This window comes from Kaistia nematophila (assembly GCF_026343855.1).
Lineage (GTDB): Bacteria > Pseudomonadota > Alphaproteobacteria > Rhizobiales > Kaistiaceae > Kaistia > Kaistia nematophila.
Map to the genome: position 1 here is coordinate 40,968 of NZ_JAPKNK010000003.1, position 16,743 is coordinate 57,710.

The 16,743-nt window shown below is 67.3% G+C and carries 16 protein-coding genes; 14 read left to right on the top strand and 2 right to left on the bottom strand.

Annotated features, from left to right (window positions below; genetic code table 11):
- The first annotated feature begins 6 nt into the window (after window positions 1–6).
- Together OSH07_RS08695 and OSH07_RS08700 are read left to right on the top strand one after the other, a co-directional pair.
- Complete coding sequence (locus OSH07_RS08695) at window positions 7–255, top strand: zinc-finger domain-containing protein (protein WP_266338247.1); 249 nt, start codon at window positions 7–9, stop codon at window positions 253–255.
- A 15-nt stretch (window positions 256–270) separates the two neighbouring features.
- Entirely contained in the window at window positions 271–1,437 is a 1,167-nt protein-coding gene (locus OSH07_RS08700) for an FAD-dependent monooxygenase (protein WP_266338248.1), read from the top strand.
- A 30-nt stretch (window positions 1,438–1,467) separates the two neighbouring features.
- On the opposite strand, the gene OSH07_RS24435 is transcribed toward OSH07_RS08700, so the two are convergent.
- Complete coding sequence (locus OSH07_RS24435) at window positions 1,468–2,508, bottom strand: sensor domain-containing diguanylate cyclase (RefSeq protein ID WP_266338249.1); 1,041 nt, start codon at window positions 2,506–2,508, stop codon at window positions 1,468–1,470.
- 170 nt (window positions 2,509–2,678) lie between these two features.
- On the opposite strand from OSH07_RS24435, the gene OSH07_RS08710 reads away from it, so the two are divergent.
- Window positions 2,679–2,966 carry a hypothetical protein gene (locus OSH07_RS08710; protein ID WP_266338250.1) on the top strand — a complete coding sequence of 96 codons (288 nt, stop codon included), beginning with the start codon at window positions 2,679–2,681 and terminating at the stop codon, window positions 2,964–2,966.
- Between the two features lie 33 nt (window positions 2,967–2,999).
- On the opposite strand, the gene OSH07_RS08715 is transcribed toward OSH07_RS08710, so the two are convergent.
- Window positions 3,000–4,583, bottom strand: a complete 1,584-nt coding sequence (locus OSH07_RS08715; protein ID WP_266338251.1) for an AMP-binding protein — start codon at window positions 4,581–4,583, stop codon at window positions 3,000–3,002.
- Window positions 4,584–4,793: 210 nt separating this feature from the next.
- On the opposite strand from OSH07_RS08715, the gene OSH07_RS08720 reads away from it, so the two are divergent.
- The 11 genes from OSH07_RS08720 to OSH07_RS08770 all read left to right on the top strand — a co-directional run bounded on the left by OSH07_RS08720 (window position 4,794) and on the right by OSH07_RS08770 (window position 16,739).
- Window positions 4,794–5,483, top strand: coding sequence for a PadR family transcriptional regulator (locus OSH07_RS08720; RefSeq protein ID WP_266338252.1), 690 nt, complete (start codon window positions 4,794–4,796; stop codon window positions 5,481–5,483).
- A 1,023-nt stretch (window positions 5,484–6,506) separates the two neighbouring features.
- Window positions 6,507–8,090, top strand: coding sequence for an arylsulfatase (locus tag OSH07_RS08725; protein WP_420909613.1), 1,584 nt, complete (start codon window positions 6,507–6,509; stop codon window positions 8,088–8,090).
- 231 nt (window positions 8,091–8,321) lie between these two features.
- Complete coding sequence (locus tag OSH07_RS08730; RefSeq protein WP_266338254.1) at window positions 8,322–9,287, top strand: formylglycine-generating enzyme family protein; 966 nt, start codon at window positions 8,322–8,324, stop codon at window positions 9,285–9,287.
- Between the two features lie 39 nt (window positions 9,288–9,326).
- The gene (locus OSH07_RS08735) at window positions 9,327–10,355 is read left to right on the top strand and encodes an HAD family hydrolase (RefSeq protein WP_266338255.1); all 1,029 of its coding nucleotides are present in this window, start codon (window positions 9,327–9,329) and stop codon (window positions 10,353–10,355) included.
- 6 nt (window positions 10,356–10,361) lie between these two features.
- A complete protein-coding gene (locus tag OSH07_RS08740; protein WP_266338256.1) occupies window positions 10,362–11,333 on the top strand; it encodes an AAA family ATPase in 972 nt (323 codons plus the stop codon).
- A gap of 13 nt (window positions 11,334–11,346) precedes the next feature.
- Window positions 11,347–12,339, top strand: coding sequence for a DUF58 domain-containing protein (locus OSH07_RS08745; protein WP_266338257.1), 993 nt, complete (start codon window positions 11,347–11,349; stop codon window positions 12,337–12,339).
- Window positions 12,336–12,809 (top strand): DUF4381 domain-containing protein, encoded by a 474-nt coding sequence (locus tag OSH07_RS08750; RefSeq protein ID WP_266338258.1) that lies wholly within the window; start codon window positions 12,336–12,338, stop codon window positions 12,807–12,809. The genes OSH07_RS08745 and OSH07_RS08750 overlap by 4 nt, the downstream gene beginning before the upstream one ends.
- Window positions 12,810–12,812: 3 nt before the next feature.
- The gene (locus OSH07_RS08755) at window positions 12,813–13,838 is read left to right on the top strand and encodes a VWA domain-containing protein (protein WP_266338259.1); all 1,026 of its coding nucleotides are present in this window, start codon (window positions 12,813–12,815) and stop codon (window positions 13,836–13,838) included.
- Window positions 13,835–14,758: a vWA domain-containing protein gene (locus OSH07_RS08760; RefSeq protein WP_266338260.1), complete on the top strand. Its 924-nt coding sequence runs from the start codon at window positions 13,835–13,837 to the stop codon at window positions 14,756–14,758. The genes OSH07_RS08755 and OSH07_RS08760 overlap by 4 nt, the downstream gene beginning before the upstream one ends.
- On the top strand, window positions 14,755–15,429 hold the full coding sequence (locus OSH07_RS08765) for a tetratricopeptide repeat protein (RefSeq protein ID WP_266338261.1): 675 nt from the start codon (window positions 14,755–14,757) through the stop codon (window positions 15,427–15,429). The genes OSH07_RS08760 and OSH07_RS08765 overlap by 4 nt, the downstream gene beginning before the upstream one ends.
- On the top strand, window positions 15,426–16,739 hold the full coding sequence (locus tag OSH07_RS08770) for a hypothetical protein (RefSeq protein WP_266338262.1): 1,314 nt from the start codon (window positions 15,426–15,428) through the stop codon (window positions 16,737–16,739). Before OSH07_RS08765 ends, OSH07_RS08770 begins: the two co-directional genes overlap by 4 nt.
- The last annotated feature ends 4 nt before the right edge of the window (window positions 16,740–16,743 follow it).

Consider the following 16,743-nt stretch of genomic DNA (forward strand, 5'->3'; position numbering starts at 1 on the left):
CGCTCCATGGCCGCACATGTCATCCCGCACTTCCACAACGATTCCGGTGTCGTGACCATCGAAATCGGCGTCAAGGAATTCATGTGCGTCGGCGCCAAGCCGCCCTTCGACCATCCGCATATCTTCATCGACATGGGAGACGACAATGAAAAGGTCTGCTCCTACTGCTCGACGCTCTATCGCTACAATGCCCGCCTGCATGGCGGCGAGACGCTGCCGCCCGGCCACCTGTTCGTCGACCCGATCGCGGCGTAACGGGTCCAGATCGGCATGACATCGATCCGCGTCGGAATTGCAGGCGCGGGCATCGCGGGCCTGACGACGGCGCTGTCGCTGGCGCGGCGGGGCATTGCCTCGACCATCATCGAGCGCACGACGCAGCTCTCCGAAGTCGGCGCCGGGCTGCAGGTTTCGCCGAATGCGGGGCGAATCCTCGAAGCGCTCGGCCTGACCGAAGCGCTCGACCGGGCCGCCGTTCAGCCCGAGGCGATCGACCTTCGCGACGGGGAAACCGGCGAGCCGATCGCCAGCCTCCCGCTTGGCGCCCACGCCCACCAGGCCTATGGCGCTCCCTACCGGCTACTGCATCGTGCCGACCTGCAATCCATTCTCCTTGAAGCCGTCCGCCGGGAAGGCCTGATCGACCTGAAGCTCGGCGTCGAGGCAGAGGCGGTCGCGCAGGCGCAGGACGGAGTCACGCTGTTTCTCGACGACAGCGCGCTCTCGTTCGACGCGATGATCGCCGCCGACGGCGTGCGCTCGAAGCTGCGGAGCGCGGTCAAGGGCGCCGCGGCGGCGCGGTCAAGCGGCCGCACCGCCTGGCGCACCACCATCCCGATCGGCATGGCGCCGCGAGACCTGCCGCAGGAACGCACCACCGTGCTCCTCAGCCGCGCTGCGCATGTCGTCATCTATCCTGTGCGCGGCGGCCGCCAGATCAACGTCATCGTCGTGATCGAGGAGGACTGGCGCGAGGATGGCTGGAACGCGCCCGGCAATGCCGACGTGCTGCGGCAGCGCTTCGATCAGGACGGCACGCGCTATATCGGCCGGCTGGCCGAGCTCGACCTGCCCTGGACGCGCTGGTGCCTGACGGAGGTCGACCCGGGCGGCGCCTGGTCGGACGGACGGATTGCGCTCATCGGCGATGCCGCCCACGCCATGGTCCCCTTCCTCGCGCAGGGCGCGGCGATGGCGATCGAGGATGCCGACGTGCTCGCGACCGAACTCGCCAGCGCACCGGTCGGCGAAGCCCTCCAGCGCTACCAGGCGCAACGCCGTCCGCGCGTCAGCCGGGTATGGAAGGCGGCGCGGCAGGCGGGCCAGATCTATCATCTGGGCGGCGCCATGGCCTTTGCCCGCGACATGACGATGACCGCGCTCGGCGGCGAGCGGCTGCTGCGCCGCTATGACTGGATCTATGGCTGGCGCCCCTGACCGCAGGTCGGGCGGCGCCCGTCCAGGAGACTACTCCGCCGCGGCCATGGCCCTGCACGACGACGAGCAGAGGACGATCCGGTTGCGGCCCGTGGCCTTCGCCTCGTAGAGCGCCGCGTCGGCAAGCGGCAGCAGCTCGATCAGGCCGCCCGCGGGCGGCCGCGACCGATGGACGACGCCGATCGACACGCTGACGCGGATCGGCTGCCCCTCGCCCACCTTGACCGACAGGCGCTCGACCGCATGACGCAGCCGTTCGGCCAGGGTGACGGCGTCGGCGCTGGCGATGTCCGGCAGGGTGATGGCGAATTCCTCGCCACCGATGCGGCCAAACAGGTCATTGCGCCGAAGCTGGCCGGAAATGGCATCCGTCACCGCGACCAACACCGCGTCGCCGGAGGCGTGACCATAACGGTCGTTCACCTGCTTGAAATGGTCGACATCGATCATCAGCACGGCGACGCCAGACCAGAATCCGGGCCTCGGCCGGGAAAGCAGCGCCGCGCTCTGGTCGAGATAGGCGCGACGGGCGAGGATGTCGGTCAGGCCGTCCATGCGGACTGCGCGATCGAGACGCAGCATCAGCTTGCGATGCACGGCGGTGATGGTCGCGACCGTCAGCGGACCCAGCGCCAGCAGCGTCAGGCCGAGTCGGAACGAGGTGGCGCTGTCGATCAGATCCTCGACGTGAACGAAGCGGAACAGATCGGCCGTCTCCGCTCCCAGCATCGCAAGGCTCGACAGCAGGACCAGCAGCGTGACGGGAAACAGGCCATAGGTCAGCGAGCACCAGAGCAGCGCCGGCACCGGAAAGGCGATGGCGCCAGGCCCGCCGATGACGATCGAGCCGACCACCGAAAGGCCGAGCGCGACGACCGGCATGATCGTCGCGAGGCTCGGCCGGAAGCGGGCCAGCCTGTCCAGCATCACGCCGCGCGCCGGGATTTCCGGCAGCGTCAGCAGCACCGGCAGAATGACCACGTAGTTCGCGAGTTCGGTGGTGAACCAGTAGGCGAAGCCGACCCGCGGCAGGGAGCTGGGAACGAGCAGCACCAGGCCGCTGCAGGGCACGGTCTTCCGCGTCGAGCCGGCGAAGCAGGATGAAACCGGCGACGATGCCGGCGAGGTTCGCAGCCGTCAGCCACAAATTGAGGAGCGGCGCATCGCCGCTGACATGGCCGGCCGCCAGATAGGCCAGGACGGCCGCTACCCAACCCCACGGCCCGGCGAGCGACGGACGAATGACGAACAGGCCGAGCAGCACGGCATTGGCCGGCCAGAGCGTGGCGAAGAAGCCGATCGGCCGGGTGAGGATCCCTATCTCGGCCGTACAGAAGACCACCAGCGCCACGACGACGATCCGCCGGATCATGGACGGAAGAAGATGGTGTGCGGTGTCTTCGTTCATCAGTCCCGATTCAATCGATGCGCGCCATCACGCGCGACGTGCCAGGCGCGGCCACACTCTCGAAGGGATCGATATCACGGCCGCCTTGTCGTCCACTGTGAACAAAAACACTGAAATTTGAAGAATTACAGAAAATTCCGACCGCGCCGCTACGTTATCCCCGCGCCAGTTCCGCGATGGCAGGATAGTCGGTCTTGCCGGTCGCCAGCATCGGCAACGCCTCGACGGTTACGATCCGCTTCGGCACCATTATCTCCGGTACGCCATGCGCCTTGGCAGAGGCGATCAGTTCGTTGCGGTCGGCGTCGATGCGATCGGTGACCAGCACGATCTGCTCGCCCTTGCGCTCGTCGGCGACCGAGACGGCGGCATGGATATTGTCCGGCCAGACCTGCGACGCATAGGCCTCGACGGCCGCCAGCGAGATCATCTCGCCGCCGATCTTGGCGAAGCGCTTGGCGCGGCCGCGAATGGTGATGTAGCCCTCGGCGTCGAGGGTGACGATGTCGCCCGTGTCGTGCCAGCCGCCCGGCGTCCGCTCCAGCACGCCAGGCGCGCTCTCGCGCATGTAGCCGAGCATGACGTTCGGCCCCTGGATCCAGAAGCGCCCGCCCTCGTCGAGGCCCGGAACCGGCTCGATCCGGTAGGACATGCCCGGAAGCAGGCGACCGACCGTGCCGTCCTTGTGGTAGAGCGGCGTATTCGCCGATACGACGGGTGCGGCCTCGGTAGCGCCATAGCCCTCATAGAGCTCGATGCCGAAACGATCGCGCCAGAGCGTGCGCGTCGGCGGCTTGATCTTCTCCGCCCCCAGCACGACCAGCCGCAGATTGGCGAAATTCTCCGGCTCGGCCATCCGCGCCCAGCCCGCCGCGAAAGTATCGGTGCCGATCAGGATGGTCGAGCCGCTGTCGCCGACCAGCGCCGGGATCTGCTTGTAGTGCAGCGGAGTCGGATAGAAGAACACGCGCATGCCGATCGCGAAGGGCGCGATCAACCCGACCGTCATACCGAAGGAGTGAAAGACCGGCAGCGGATTGAAAAGGGAATCGTCCGCCTTCAGCGCCAGCGTGCGCAGGAACTGCTCGACATTCGCCAGCACGTTGGCATGCGTCAGCGCCACCCCCTTCGGCGCGCCTTCCGAGCCGGACGTGAAGAGCAGCACCGCGACATCGTCCGGCTTGACGCCGGAAAGCGCATGCAGCGGCCGCGCGAACCAGGACGAGACGACGCCCCGCAGCTTGTCGAGCTTGCTGACCGACTTGCCGATGTCCTCCAGCCACAGTATCTCGACATGCGCCTCCAGCGCCGCGACGAGCGGCTCGAGCTTGCCCTCGGCGATGAAGCGCCGCGACGAGATCACATGCCTGATGTCGGCCGCCTTGCAGGCGACGAGCAGGTTCTTCGGCCCGGCGCTGAAATTGAGCATCGCCGGCACGCGGCCAAAGGCGACGAGGCCGAAGAAAGTCGGCGCCACGGTGGCGACATTCGGCAGCAACACGCCGACGCGCTCGCCCCGCTTCGTCTTCGCGGCGAACACCCGGCCAAGCACCCGCGCGCCGATCACCACGCGGTCGAAGGTGAGAGGTTTGCGCTGGATGTCCTCGATCACCTCTCGCTTGCCGCCGAACTGGGCGCGGGAATCGAGCAGCATGCCGAACAGCGTCTTGCGCCAGCGCCTCGGATCAAGCGGGATCGCCTGCGTGGCAGGGCTGGGAATGGCGGTCGGCATGTCCATCGGCGCTGATTCGCTCTGCTACAGGGTCAAGTGGGCCGCGCATCATCCGAACGGCGCGTCAACATACAATGACCACGGGCACGGTGACGATAAACCGTACCCGGATCGGCTTTGACATAGGCGCGGGCGCGACCATGTCGTAAGATATATCTTGACGGGCGGGAGCGTCGGACTTAGCGCTAAGATATCTTACGATATATCGGAGCCATCGTGCCGCAGACGCCTCCCCCGAACGGGCCGGACCAGACCGCGCCGAGCAGCGGACGCACCCAATTGTCGATGGCGCGCCGCGGCGACAGCCCGGAAAAGCCCGGCAGCGGTCGCCTCGCGCCCGGAAACCGGGGCGGCGACGGATTTCGCGTCGGCCGCATGGTCGCCGACGGGGATCTGCGCCTCATCGTTCTGTCTCTGCTCGCGGAGCAGCCGCGCCACGGCTACGACATCATCAAGGCGATCGAGGAACTGACCAGCGGCAGCTACAGCCCCAGTCCCGGCGTGATCTATCCGACGCTGACCTTCCTTGAGGAGGCTGGCCACGCGACGGCTTCCACCCATGGCAACAAGAAGATCTACGCGATCTCCATCGCCGGCACGGAACACTTGTCGGAAAACAACGCCACGGTCGCCGGCATCCTGGATCACCTCGACCGCATCGGCCGCCGCATAGCTCAGGCGCGCGAATGGTTCGGGCGCGGCGAAGCGGGCGCCCGCGACGACCGGCCCGACCGCGACATACCCGGCGTCATTCCGGAGATGAACGACGCGCGCCGCGCCCTGAAGGCGGCCATCGCCTCCAAGATCGGCAGCACGTCGATCGAGCAGCATCGCGTCACCGAAATCCTGCTGCGCGCCGTGGCCGAGATCCGGGCGGAGCAGCCCGAGGACGGTATCGACATCTAGACGATCCCACAGGGGTTCCCATGCCGATATTTCAATTTTCTACCTATTCCAGTCGAGCGAGTGCTTAACCCCAAGCAACGATCGTCACGCGTCAAGTACAACACGAAAATAGACTCTGGACAGCGCTCCCCGGGCGATCCTATCCTCACCGCGACACACGCTCGACGGGGGAGGACAGTCGATAAAGCCTGGGTCGCTGGCGCGCCGTTGTTCCGGATAAAGAAACGGAACGGCGGTCCTGCCTGATGGCGACGGTCCCTTCCCCCAAATGAACTGCTGCCACCGTCGCCCGACGGTGGATTCCGCCGGAGGCTGCTGGCCGGCGGATGTCGAGGCGCAGGACGGATCCCGAATCCGAAACGCGCCCGACGCATCTTCTCGAAGGCTCTTTGCTCGACGGTTCTTTCTGTTGCCACGCTTCGAAACGAGGTCGACGACAATGCGAAGAATTGCACCGCCTCCCGCGGATTTCGCCTCGCAGCGCGCTCGGCCTCGCCGGGGACTGCGGCGACACCTGGCAGCAGCAATATCAGGACCACGACATCGTCTAGGTCGCGGACACGCCGCCGACCTGATCCGAAAAGCTACCGCCCCGGATTTCAGGCCCGAGCGGCGCGCTCCCGGTCTGCGGACGGGTCCAAAAATGCGGTCCGCTCCCCTACCGGCGGCGAAGGCGGGCGCTAGATGGAGGTCGGAAGGCGTGCCTCGATCCGAGGCGGAGGATCCAGCCCATATTGTAACCACCAACCTATGGTGGCAGAATGGGGGTAATTGGTCCACCGCTACCGACCGCATGACGGCGCTTTGACAGGAAAATGAACCTCTTCGGAGGTTGAACTGCCAAGCCTGGGCTTCGGCCCCGGGTCAATACTGCGAAAGAAGCGCAGCTCTGCCCTGGTTCCACGGCCAGCAACGACAGATCGGACTCCATCTTGCGGTCCGAGTGTCCCCCTGCTGGAAGCCATCGCATCCACCAAGACACTACCTCGACGGCACTACCTTTAGGCAATGCAGGCGAAGGTCATGCGAATAGCGAGATTGATCGCGTCAGCCGCTGTGGTTGGCGCCGGGTTGCTGGCGCCAGTGGCACCGGCATTTGCCCAGGACGCGGCGACAACGGCGACACCGAACATCCTCGTCATCTTCGGCGACGACATCGGCCAGACCAACCTGTCGACCTACAGCTTCGGCCTGATGGGATATCAGACGCCGAACATCGACCGCATCGCCAAGGAAGGTCTGAAGTTCACCGACTATTACGCCGAGCAGAGCTGCACGGCGGGTCGTTCGACCTTCATCACCGGCCAGTCGACCTTGCGGACCGGCATGTCCAAGGTCGGCATCCCCGGCGCGGACCTCGGCCTCCAGGCGTCCGACGTCACGCTCGCCTCCGCCCTCAAGGACAAGGGCTACGCCACCGGTCAGTTCGGCAAGAATCACCTGGGCGACAAGGACGAGTTCCTGCCGACGGCGCACGGCTTCGACGAATTCTACGGCAATCTCTACCACCTGAACGCGGAGGAAGAGCCGGAGGACCGCAACTATCCGCAGGATCCGGCGTTCCGCAAACGCTTCGGACCGCGCGGTGTCATCCATTCCTTCGCCGACGGCAAGATCGAGGACACAGGCCCCCTGACGCGCAAGCGCATGGAGACCGTGGACGACGAAACCGCCGCCGCCGCGATCGATTTCATGCAGCGCCAGAACACGGCGAAGAAGCCCTTCTTCACCTGGTTCAACACGACACGGATGCATTTCCGCACCCATGTGCGCGACGAGCACCGCAGCCCTCCGGGACTGACGGCCCTGACCGAATATGCCGACGGCATGGTCGAGCATGACGCCCTCATCGGGACGGTGCTGAAATCGCTCGACGACATGGGCATCGCCGACAACACGATCGTGATCTACACGACCGACAACGGCCCGCACCAGAACTCCTGGCCGGATGCCGGCACCACGCCGTTCCGCAGCGAGAAGAACACCAACTGGGAAGGCGCGTATCGCGTGCCCGCCATGATCCGCTGGCCCGGCCACATCAAGGAGGGCTCGATCGCCAACGGCATCTTCTCCGGACTCGACTGGTTCCCGACCCTGATGGCCGCGGCCGGCGACACCGACATCACCGAACGCCTGCTGAAGGGCACGACCATCAACGGCAAGCAGTACAAGAACCACCTCGACGGCTATAACCAGCTTGCCTACCTCACCGGACAGTCCGACAAGAGCGCCCGCAACTCGTTCATCTACATGAATGACGATGGCGAGATCGTCGGGTTGCGCTTCGAAAACTGGAAGCTCGTCTTCGCAGAACAGCGCAAGACCGGCACCATGGGCATCTGGGCCGAGCCCTTCACCAAGCTGCGCCTTCCCAAGATGTTCGACCTGCGGTCGGACCCCTACGAGCGCGCGGACATCACTTCCAACACCTATTGGGATTGGCTGCTGTCGCACAGCTATCTGGCGATCGCCGGTCAGGCCTACGTGGGCAACTTCCTGGCGACCTTCAAGGAGTTCCCGCCGGCCCAGCGCCCGGCGAGCTTCTCGATCGATCAGATCCAGGAGCAGATGAACGAGTCCTTCAAGAACGTTGGCGGCGGCCAGTAAAGACGTCGTGGCGGCGCGGCTCGGACGAGCCGTGCCGCCGCTTCTCCATCCGATACATGCGATCCTTTCGCCAAAGCCTTTGACCGCGCGTAACGGCGGGCGCAAGACTCCCGGTTGCCGTTGACGGTCGGACCCGATCCATTATCTTCGACGACCTCTGCTTGAGCGGCTATCGGATCCATCGTGGCGCGGCGACATCCGCCCGCCCCACCCTCGCTGCGGGATTGGCCCATGAACCACGCTCTTCGCCACACATCACCTTCCGCCGCGGCCACGACCGACGAGATGATCTTCATCCCCGGCGGCACGTTCCGCATGGGGTCGGACGACCACTATGCCGAGGAAAAGCCGACCCATCGCGTGACGGTCGACGGCTTCCACATCGATCCGACGCCGGTGACCAACGCCCAGTTCCGCCGCTTCGTCGAGGCGACGGGCCATGTCACCTTCGCCGAGATCGCGCCCGACCCGAAGGACTATCCGGGCGCGCTGCCGCATATGCTGAAGGCAGGCTCGCTGGTCTTCACGCCGCCCGGCCACCCGGTCGACACGCGCGACTGGTCGCAATGGTGGGCGTTCCGCTTCCGCGCCAACTGGCGCAGGCCCTATGGTCCCGGCAGCTCGATCAAGGGCCTCGACGACCACCCGGTCGTGCATGTCGCCTATTCCGACGCCGAGGCCTATGCGAAATGGGCCGGCAAGGAGCTGCCGACGGAGGCCGAATGGGAATTCGCCGCCCGCGGCGGCCTCGACGGCGCCGAATTCGCTTGGGGCGATGAGTTGAACCCCGAAGGCCGCCAGATGGCCAATACGTGGCAGGGCCAGTTCCCGTCCGAGAACCTGAAGACCGACGGCTATGAGCGCACCTCGCCGGTGCGCGCCTTCCCTCCCAACGGCTATGGCGTGCACGACATGATCGGCAATGTCTGGGAGTGGACCGCCGACTTCTGGTCGACCCACCATCCCGCCGACGCCCCGAAGGCTTGCTGCGTGCCTGAAAATCCGCGCGGCGGCCCGATGGAGGCGAGCTTCGATCCCTGCCAGCCGCAGATCCGCATTCCCCGCAAGGTGCTGAAAGGCGGCTCGCATCTCTGTGCGCCGAGCTATTGCCGCCGCTATCGCCCGGCCGCCCGCCATGCCGAGCCGATCGACACGTCGACGAGCCATGTCGGCTTCCGGTGCATCCGCCGCGCCTAGCGGACAGAGACAATCCAGGGGGATGGAACGATGGAGGAAATGATGCGCGCAGCCGGCCAGCTTTCCCGCCGCGCAGTGCTGGGCCTCTGCGCCGGACTGTCGCTGTTCGGAAGCCTCGCCCTGTCGGGAGCCGCCTCGGCGCAGGCGCCCGATCCGCTGCCGTCCTGGAACGACGGCGCGACCAAGACCGCCATCGTCGACTTCGTGACGCGCACGACGACGACCGGAGGCCCTGATTTCGTCGCGATGGGCGACCGCATCGCCACCTTCGACAATGACGGCACGCTCTGGTCCGAGCAGCCGATGTACTTCCAGGCCGCCTTCATCCTCGACCGCATCAAGACGCTGGCGAAGGATCATCCCGAATGGAAGGAGCAGCAGCCCTTCAAGGGCGTGCTGGAGGGCGACATCGAGGCAGTGATGGCCACCGGAAACCAGGGGCTCGGCGAGCTTCTGGCCGCCAGTTCCACCGGCATGTCGGTCGAGGAATTCGCCGCCGTCGTGAAGGACTGGATCCAGACGGCGAAGCATCCGCGCTTCGACAGGCCCTATGTCGAGCTCGTCTTCCAGCCGATGCTCGAACTGCTCGCCTATCTCCGCGCCAATGGCTACCAGACCTTCATCGTCTCGGGCGGCGGCATCGAGTTCATGCGGCCCTGGGTCGAGGGCGTCTATGGCATCCCGCCGCAGCAGGTCGTCGGCTCGTCCGGCAAGACCGAATTCAAGCTCGACGGCGACAAGCCCGAGATCCTCAAGCTGCCGGGCATCGAGTTCGTCGACGACGGCCCCGGCAAGCCGGTCGGCATCAACCGCTTCATCGGCAAGCGGCCGGTCTTCGCGGCCGGCAATTCCGACGGCGACCTCCAGATGCTGCAATGGACCACGCTCAACACAGGTCCGCGCATGGGCATCATCATCCATCACACCGACGCCAAGCGCGAATGGGCCTATGACCGCGATTCCCATTTCGGCCGGCTCGACAAGGCGCTGGACGAAGCGCCGAAGCGCGGCTGGGTCGTCGTCGACATGAAGAACGACTGGAAGATCATCTATCCCTTCGAGAAATGAGCCGTGATGACCGCAAGAGACTCCATTCTCGAGATCCAGAAGCGCGTCAACGCGGCCGTGATCGGCCAGGAAAGGGTGGTCGAGCGGCTCGTCATCGCGCTGCTCGCCAATGGCAATGTTCTGGTCGAGGGATTGCCCGGCCTCGCCAAGACGCGCGCCATCAAGAGCCTGTCCAAGGCGCTTGAATCGGAATTCAGCCGCATCCAGTTCACACCCGATCTGCTGCCTTCCGACGTCACCGGCGGCGAGATCTATCGCACCGACGCCGGCGGCGCCGGCTCGTTCGAGTTCCGCAAGGGGCCGATCTTCGGCAATCTCGTCCTCGCCGACGAGATCAACCGTGCCCCTGCCAAGGTACAGTCCGCGCTGCTCGAGGCGATGGAGGAACGCCAGGTCACCGTCTCCGGCAAGCGCTATACCCTGCCGGAACTCTTCATGGTGCTGGCGACGCAGAATCCGATCGAGCAGGAAGGCACCTATCCTCTGCCCGAAGCGCAGATGGACCGCTTCCTCATGCATGTGCGCATCGACTATCCGAGCGATGCCAACGAGGTGAAGGTGCTGCAGCTCGTCCGCGCGGAGCAGTCCGGCGCCGCCGCCGATGCCGCGGCGAAGATCCCGCAGCAGGCGATCTTCGATGCCCGCAAGGAGATCGACGCAGTCAAGTCGGCCGACGCGGTCGAGACCTATATCGTCGCGCTGATCGCCGCGACCCGGCGACCGGCCGAGTTCGGCGACAAGCTCAAGGACTGGATCGCCATTGGCGCCAGCCCGCGCGGCTCGCTCGCGCTCGACAAGTCGTCGCGCGTCTTCGCCTGGCTGCAGGGCCGCGACTACGTCACACCGGAGGACGTGCAGGCGGTCGCGCATGACTGCCTGCGCCACCGCGTGTCGCTGACCTATGAAGGGAGCGCGGACGGCGTTCATGCCGACGACGTCATCGACGAGATCGTCCGGCAGGTCGCCGTCGCGATCTAGGAATGGAGGCGGCATGGCATCGCGGACAAGGACGGCGGAGGAGCCATCGGGTCCGGCGCGGGCCTATGTCACGCTGGACGAACTGCTGCGCCTGAAGACCAGCGCCAAGGGCTTCAGCTTCCTGCCGCGCCAGCCTGTGCACAGCCTTCTGACCGGCCGCCACGCCTCGCGCCTGCGCGGGCGCGGCCTCGATTTTGAGGAACTGCGCCACTACTACGAGGGCGACGACACCCGCACGATCGACTGGGCGGCGACCGCCCGTCTCGGCAGCCCGCATGTCCGCGTCTACACCGAGGAGCGCGACCGCAGCGTGCTGCTGCTCGTCGACCAGCGCCTGTCGATGTTCTTCGGCAGCAGGCTGATGATGAAATCGGTCGCCGCGGCCGAATCCGCCGCCCTCTCGGCCTGGCGCGTCACCTCGCTCGGCGACCGCATCGGCGCCATCGTCTTTTCCGAGGACCGGATCACGGAGATCCAGCCGGAAGCACGCGACAGGGGCGTGCTGCCGATCCTGCATGAAGTGGCGCGCCAGAACGCGGCGCTGAAAGCGACCGACAGCCGCGCCGCCGATCCCGGCCTCTTCAACGAGGCGCTGCGGCGCGCCTCGCGGCTGGTCCATCACGATTGCCTCGTCTGCGTCATCTCGGACGCCTATGGCGCGGACGCGGAGACAACGAAGCTCGTCACCCGCATCACCGCGCATAACGACGTCCTCGCCATCTTCGTCTCGGATCCGATCGAGGCGGATCTGCCGCCACTCGGCCGCGTCATCGTCGGTGAGGGCGACAACCAGATCGAGGTAGATAGCGCCGCCGTTTCGCTGCGCCACCGCTTTGCCAGCGGCTTCAGCGAGCGGCGCGCCAGCCTCGAGGGCTTTTCACGGCAGCGCACGATCCCGGTGCTGCCGATCGAAACCGGAAGGGACGTCTCGGCGCAATTCCGCGACCTGCTCGGCCAGCGCCTCGCCCATTCGCGCGATACTTCCGGAGCGCGGGCGTCATCATGAGCGGCAATCCCTCCGATCTCTCCAATCTGCGTGACATCGTGCTGCCGGCGCCAGTCCCGTTCTGGCCGCCGGCGCCCGGCTGGTGGATCCTCGCCGCCGCCGTCCTCGCCGGCCTCGTCCTGCTCGCCGCCCGGCAGGTCGTGCGCCGCCGTCACGACGCCTATCGCCGGCAGGCGCTGCGCGAGCTGGCGGCCCTGCCCGAACCGCTCGACGCCGCCGGCGCGCAGCGGCTGTCGTCGATCCTGAAGCGGACCGCGCTCGTCGCCTTTCCGCGAAGCGAGGTCGCGGCGCTCACAGGCGTCGCCTGGCTGCGCTTCCTCGACCAGACCGGGCGGATGCGGGCTTTCGAGACCGGCCCGGCCCAATCGCTGCCGAGGGTCGCGCTCGGCGCTCCGGCACCAGGCGACGACAGCGACATCCGTCGGGCGGCGCGCGACTGGATCCGCCGCCATCGCGCGGCCGGGTGGTGAGCCATGCCCAGCTTCGCCTATCCCTGGTTCGCGGTTCTGCTGCCGTTGCCGCTCGTGGTCTATTTCCTGTTGCCGCGCCATCGCCAGCGCCGGCCGGCGCTCCGCGTGCCGTTCTTCACGCGGCTGGTGACGCTGACGGGCGCAAAGCCCGAGGGCGGCTCGGTCGTCGGCCATCGCGGCCTGATCCGGAGCCTGCTGCTCACGGGCTGCTGGCTCCTCGCCGTCGCGGCGCTGATGCGGCCACAATGGATCGAGCCGCCGCTGCATTTCGACAAGCCTGCGCGCGACCTTCTGTTGCTGGTCGATCTCTCTGGCTCAATGGACACCAAGGATTTCACCGATGCCAGCGGCGCCACGGTCAGCCGGCTGGCTGCCGTGAAGCAGGTGCTGACGGATTTCCTGAAGCGACGCGAGGGTGACCGCGTCGGCGTCGTCGTGTTCGGCGATGCGCCGTTCACGCTTGTCCCGTTCACCACCGATCTCTCGCTCTCCGAGCGGCTGGTGGGCGAGATGCAGGTCGGCATGGCCGGGCCGCGCACCGCCTTCGGCGACGCCATCGGCCTCGGCATCAACCTGTTCGCCAAGTCGACCGTGCCCGCGAAAACGATGATCGCGCTGACCGACGGCAACGACACGGCGAGCAGCGTGCCGACCGACCAGGCGGCCCGCATCGCCGCCGACAACGGCATCGTCATCCACACCATCGCGGTCGGCGACCCGGCCGCCGCCGGCGAGGACAAGCTGGATGAAGCGGCGCTGAAGGACGTCGCCAGCGCGACGGGCGGCGGCTATTACCGCGCCATGGATCGCGAGCAGCTCGCGACGATCTACGACAAGCTCGACCAGATCGAAACGCGCAAGGTCGACACCGTCACCTTCCGGCCGAAGACGGAGCTGTACTGGATCCCGCTCGGCGCTCTGGCGATCCTCTCCATGCTCGGGCAGGCGCTGCTACTCATCCGCTGGCCGCATCGCCGCGCGACGGCGTCGGCCACTTCCGAAGCACGGGCGGAGGCGGTGAGAACATGACGCTCGCCTCCGTCCTTGCCGGGTTCCATTTCATCCGCCCTTGGTGGCTGCTGCTGCTCCTGCCGGCGCTGCTGCTTTGGTGGGCCGAGCGCCGCTCGGCCGACAGCACCAATCGCTGGCAGAAGGTGATCGACCCGGCACTGCTCAAGCATCTCGTCACCGGCGGCGAGGCAAGGCGGCGCGTCCGGCCCGGCGATGTCGCGCTTCTGGGCTGGATCCTCGGCATAGTCGCGCTGGCAGGGCCGACCTGGCGCGAGGTGCCCTCGCCCTTCGCCGCCGCCGCGCGCCCCGCGATGATCCTCCTCAAGCTCTCGCCGACCATGCTGGCGACCGACCTCGCGCCGACCCGGCTCGACCGCGCCCGCCAGAAGCTCGACGACATCCTGAAAAGCCGGGCCGGCGCGCCGACGGGCCTGATCGCCTATTCCGGCACTGCACATCTGGTCCTGCCGCCGACTGTCGACGGCGATGTCGTACTGACGATGGCCAAGGCGCTCTCGCCCGAGATCATGCCGCGCGAAGGCGACGCGCTCGCCGACGCCGTCGCGCAGGCGGATGCCGTGCTCGGCGAGGCCCGGCTCGGCGGCTCGATCCTCGTCCTCGCCGACGCGGTCGCGCCCGACCAGGTCGGCGCGCTGGCGAAACCGGCCGTGCCGGTGACGATCCTCGGCCTGACGGCGCCGAACATCGCGGCGGATGCCGGCCTCGCAGACGCCGCCAAAACCCTCGGCGCCAGCCTGATCCCCACCAGCATCGACGACACCGACGTCGCCGCGATCACCCGCCGGCTCGCCGCCGGCGCGGCGCCTGCGCTCGGCAATGGCGAAGGCGCGCGCTGGGAGGAGGCCGGCTATTGGCTGGTTCCGCTGATCGCGCTCATCGTCCTGCTCTGGTTCCGGCGCGGATGGGTGCTGGCATGACGACGACGCCCGCCTCCCCGCCCCGCTTCGGCAAATACGGCCTGATCGTGCTCGGCATCGCTATCCTGGCGCTGGCGCTCGGCGCGGCGCAATTCGGCTGGCGCGAGCTCTGGGCCTCTCCGGACCAGCGCGGCCGTCTGCTGTTCGAGCACGGCCGCTATGCGGACGCTGCCGCGAGCTTTCACCATCCGATGTGGCGCGGCGCGGCGCTGATGCGCGCCGGAGATTTCAAGACGGCCGCGCAGGTCTTCGGCGGCATCGACACGGCCGAAGCGGCCTATGATCAGGGCAATGCGCTGGTGATGCTCGGGCAATATGAGACGGCCGTCGGCCGCTATGATCGCGCCCTCGAACTGAAGCCGGGCTGGGACGACGCCACCGCCAACCGCATGCTGGCGCAAATGCGCGCCGAGATGATGAAGAGCCCGGGCGGCGATCTCGGCGACCAGGAGGAAGGCGCCGACGAGATCGTCTACGACAAGGACGCCAAGAGCCAGAACGGCCAGGACACGCAGGTCGACGACACGCCGATGAGCGACGCCGAGGTGCGCGCACTCTGGCTGAAGCGGGTGCAAACCAAGCCGGCAGATTTCCTGCGCGCCCGCTTCGCCTATCAGCTTCAGGTGGCGTCCGCGGAGCCTCAGGCAAAGCCGGCCGAGCCGAAGCCATGAGACGCGCCATCCTCGCCTTCGCTCTCCTGCTCGCCTCCGCGACGGCGCGGGCGCAGGAGCCGCCTTCCGCGAGCACGACGGCCGTGGCTCCCGCCGCCGCCCCTGTCGTCCGCACCACGCTCGATCCGAAGGAAGGCGCCGTCGTCGGCCAGCACATCGCGCTCTATGTCGACGTGCTCTTTCCAGGCGACATGCCACATCCGCCGCGCGTCTCCATCCCGGACATGCCTGGCGCCCAGGTGATGCGGTTCGAGAGTCAGGCCACGACGATCAGCGACACCGTCGATGGCGCCAGGCTGAATGGCCAGCGCTTCGAATTCGCCGTCTTTCCTCGACGCGGCGGCGCCCTTTCGATCCCGCCCGCCCGCGTGACGCTGCTCGATCGCGCCGGCAACGTCATCGGCAGCGCCAGCGGCGAGGCAGTGCAGGAGACAATCCAGGTGCCGAAAGGCATCGACGCCAAAGGCGTTGTCGTCGCGACGGAGAAGCTGACGCTCGAGCAGAGCTGGAACCCCGAGCCCGCAAAACCGCTCCACGCCGGCGACGCGCTCGTCCGCACCATCACCCGCACAGCGACCGACATTCCGGCGCTGGCGATGCGCGACCTCTCCTTCGACGCGCCGGAAGGGGTCCGCGTCTATGTCGATACGCCCCAGAATCTTGACCGGAGCGACCGCGGCACCATCACCGGCAAGCGGATCGACCGCGCCACCTATGTGTTCGAAAAGGCGGGTAACTTCGCGCTGCCAGCCGTGACGCAACCCTGGTGGAACCTCGCCGGCAAGCAGGCGGAGACGGCTTCCGGCAAGGCCGCGACCGTCACGGTCGCGCCGGGCCCGGCGCCGGCTGCGACCGGCGGAGCCGAAGCCTCGAAACCCGCCATCCGGCCAGAAACGGGCGCCGCCATCGCCACGCTGGTCGTGCTGGCGGGATTGGCGCTGGCCGCGTTCGGACCAGGCTGGCGCCGGCGCGCCGCCGAGCGCCGCGCACAGCGGACGAACTCGGAAGCGACCGCCTTCAAGGGGGTGATCCGCGCCTGCGGCCAGGACGATGCGGAGGCGATCTACGCGGCGCTCGCGACCTGGCGCGCCCGCCTTCCCGCCACCTGGCCGGCGCCGCCGGAAGCGCGGCCGCTCGAAGCCGCGCTCTTCTCCATGGATGCGGACCAGGGCAAGCCCCGCTGGTCGCGCGCCATGGCGCACGAGCTTCTGGCCAGGCTCCGCCACTACCGGCGCGATTGCCTCGCCCGTCCGGCGCGGCCGGCGGCCGCGCCCCTGCCGCCGCTCAACCCGGCCCGGAAGATGGGCTGAACCG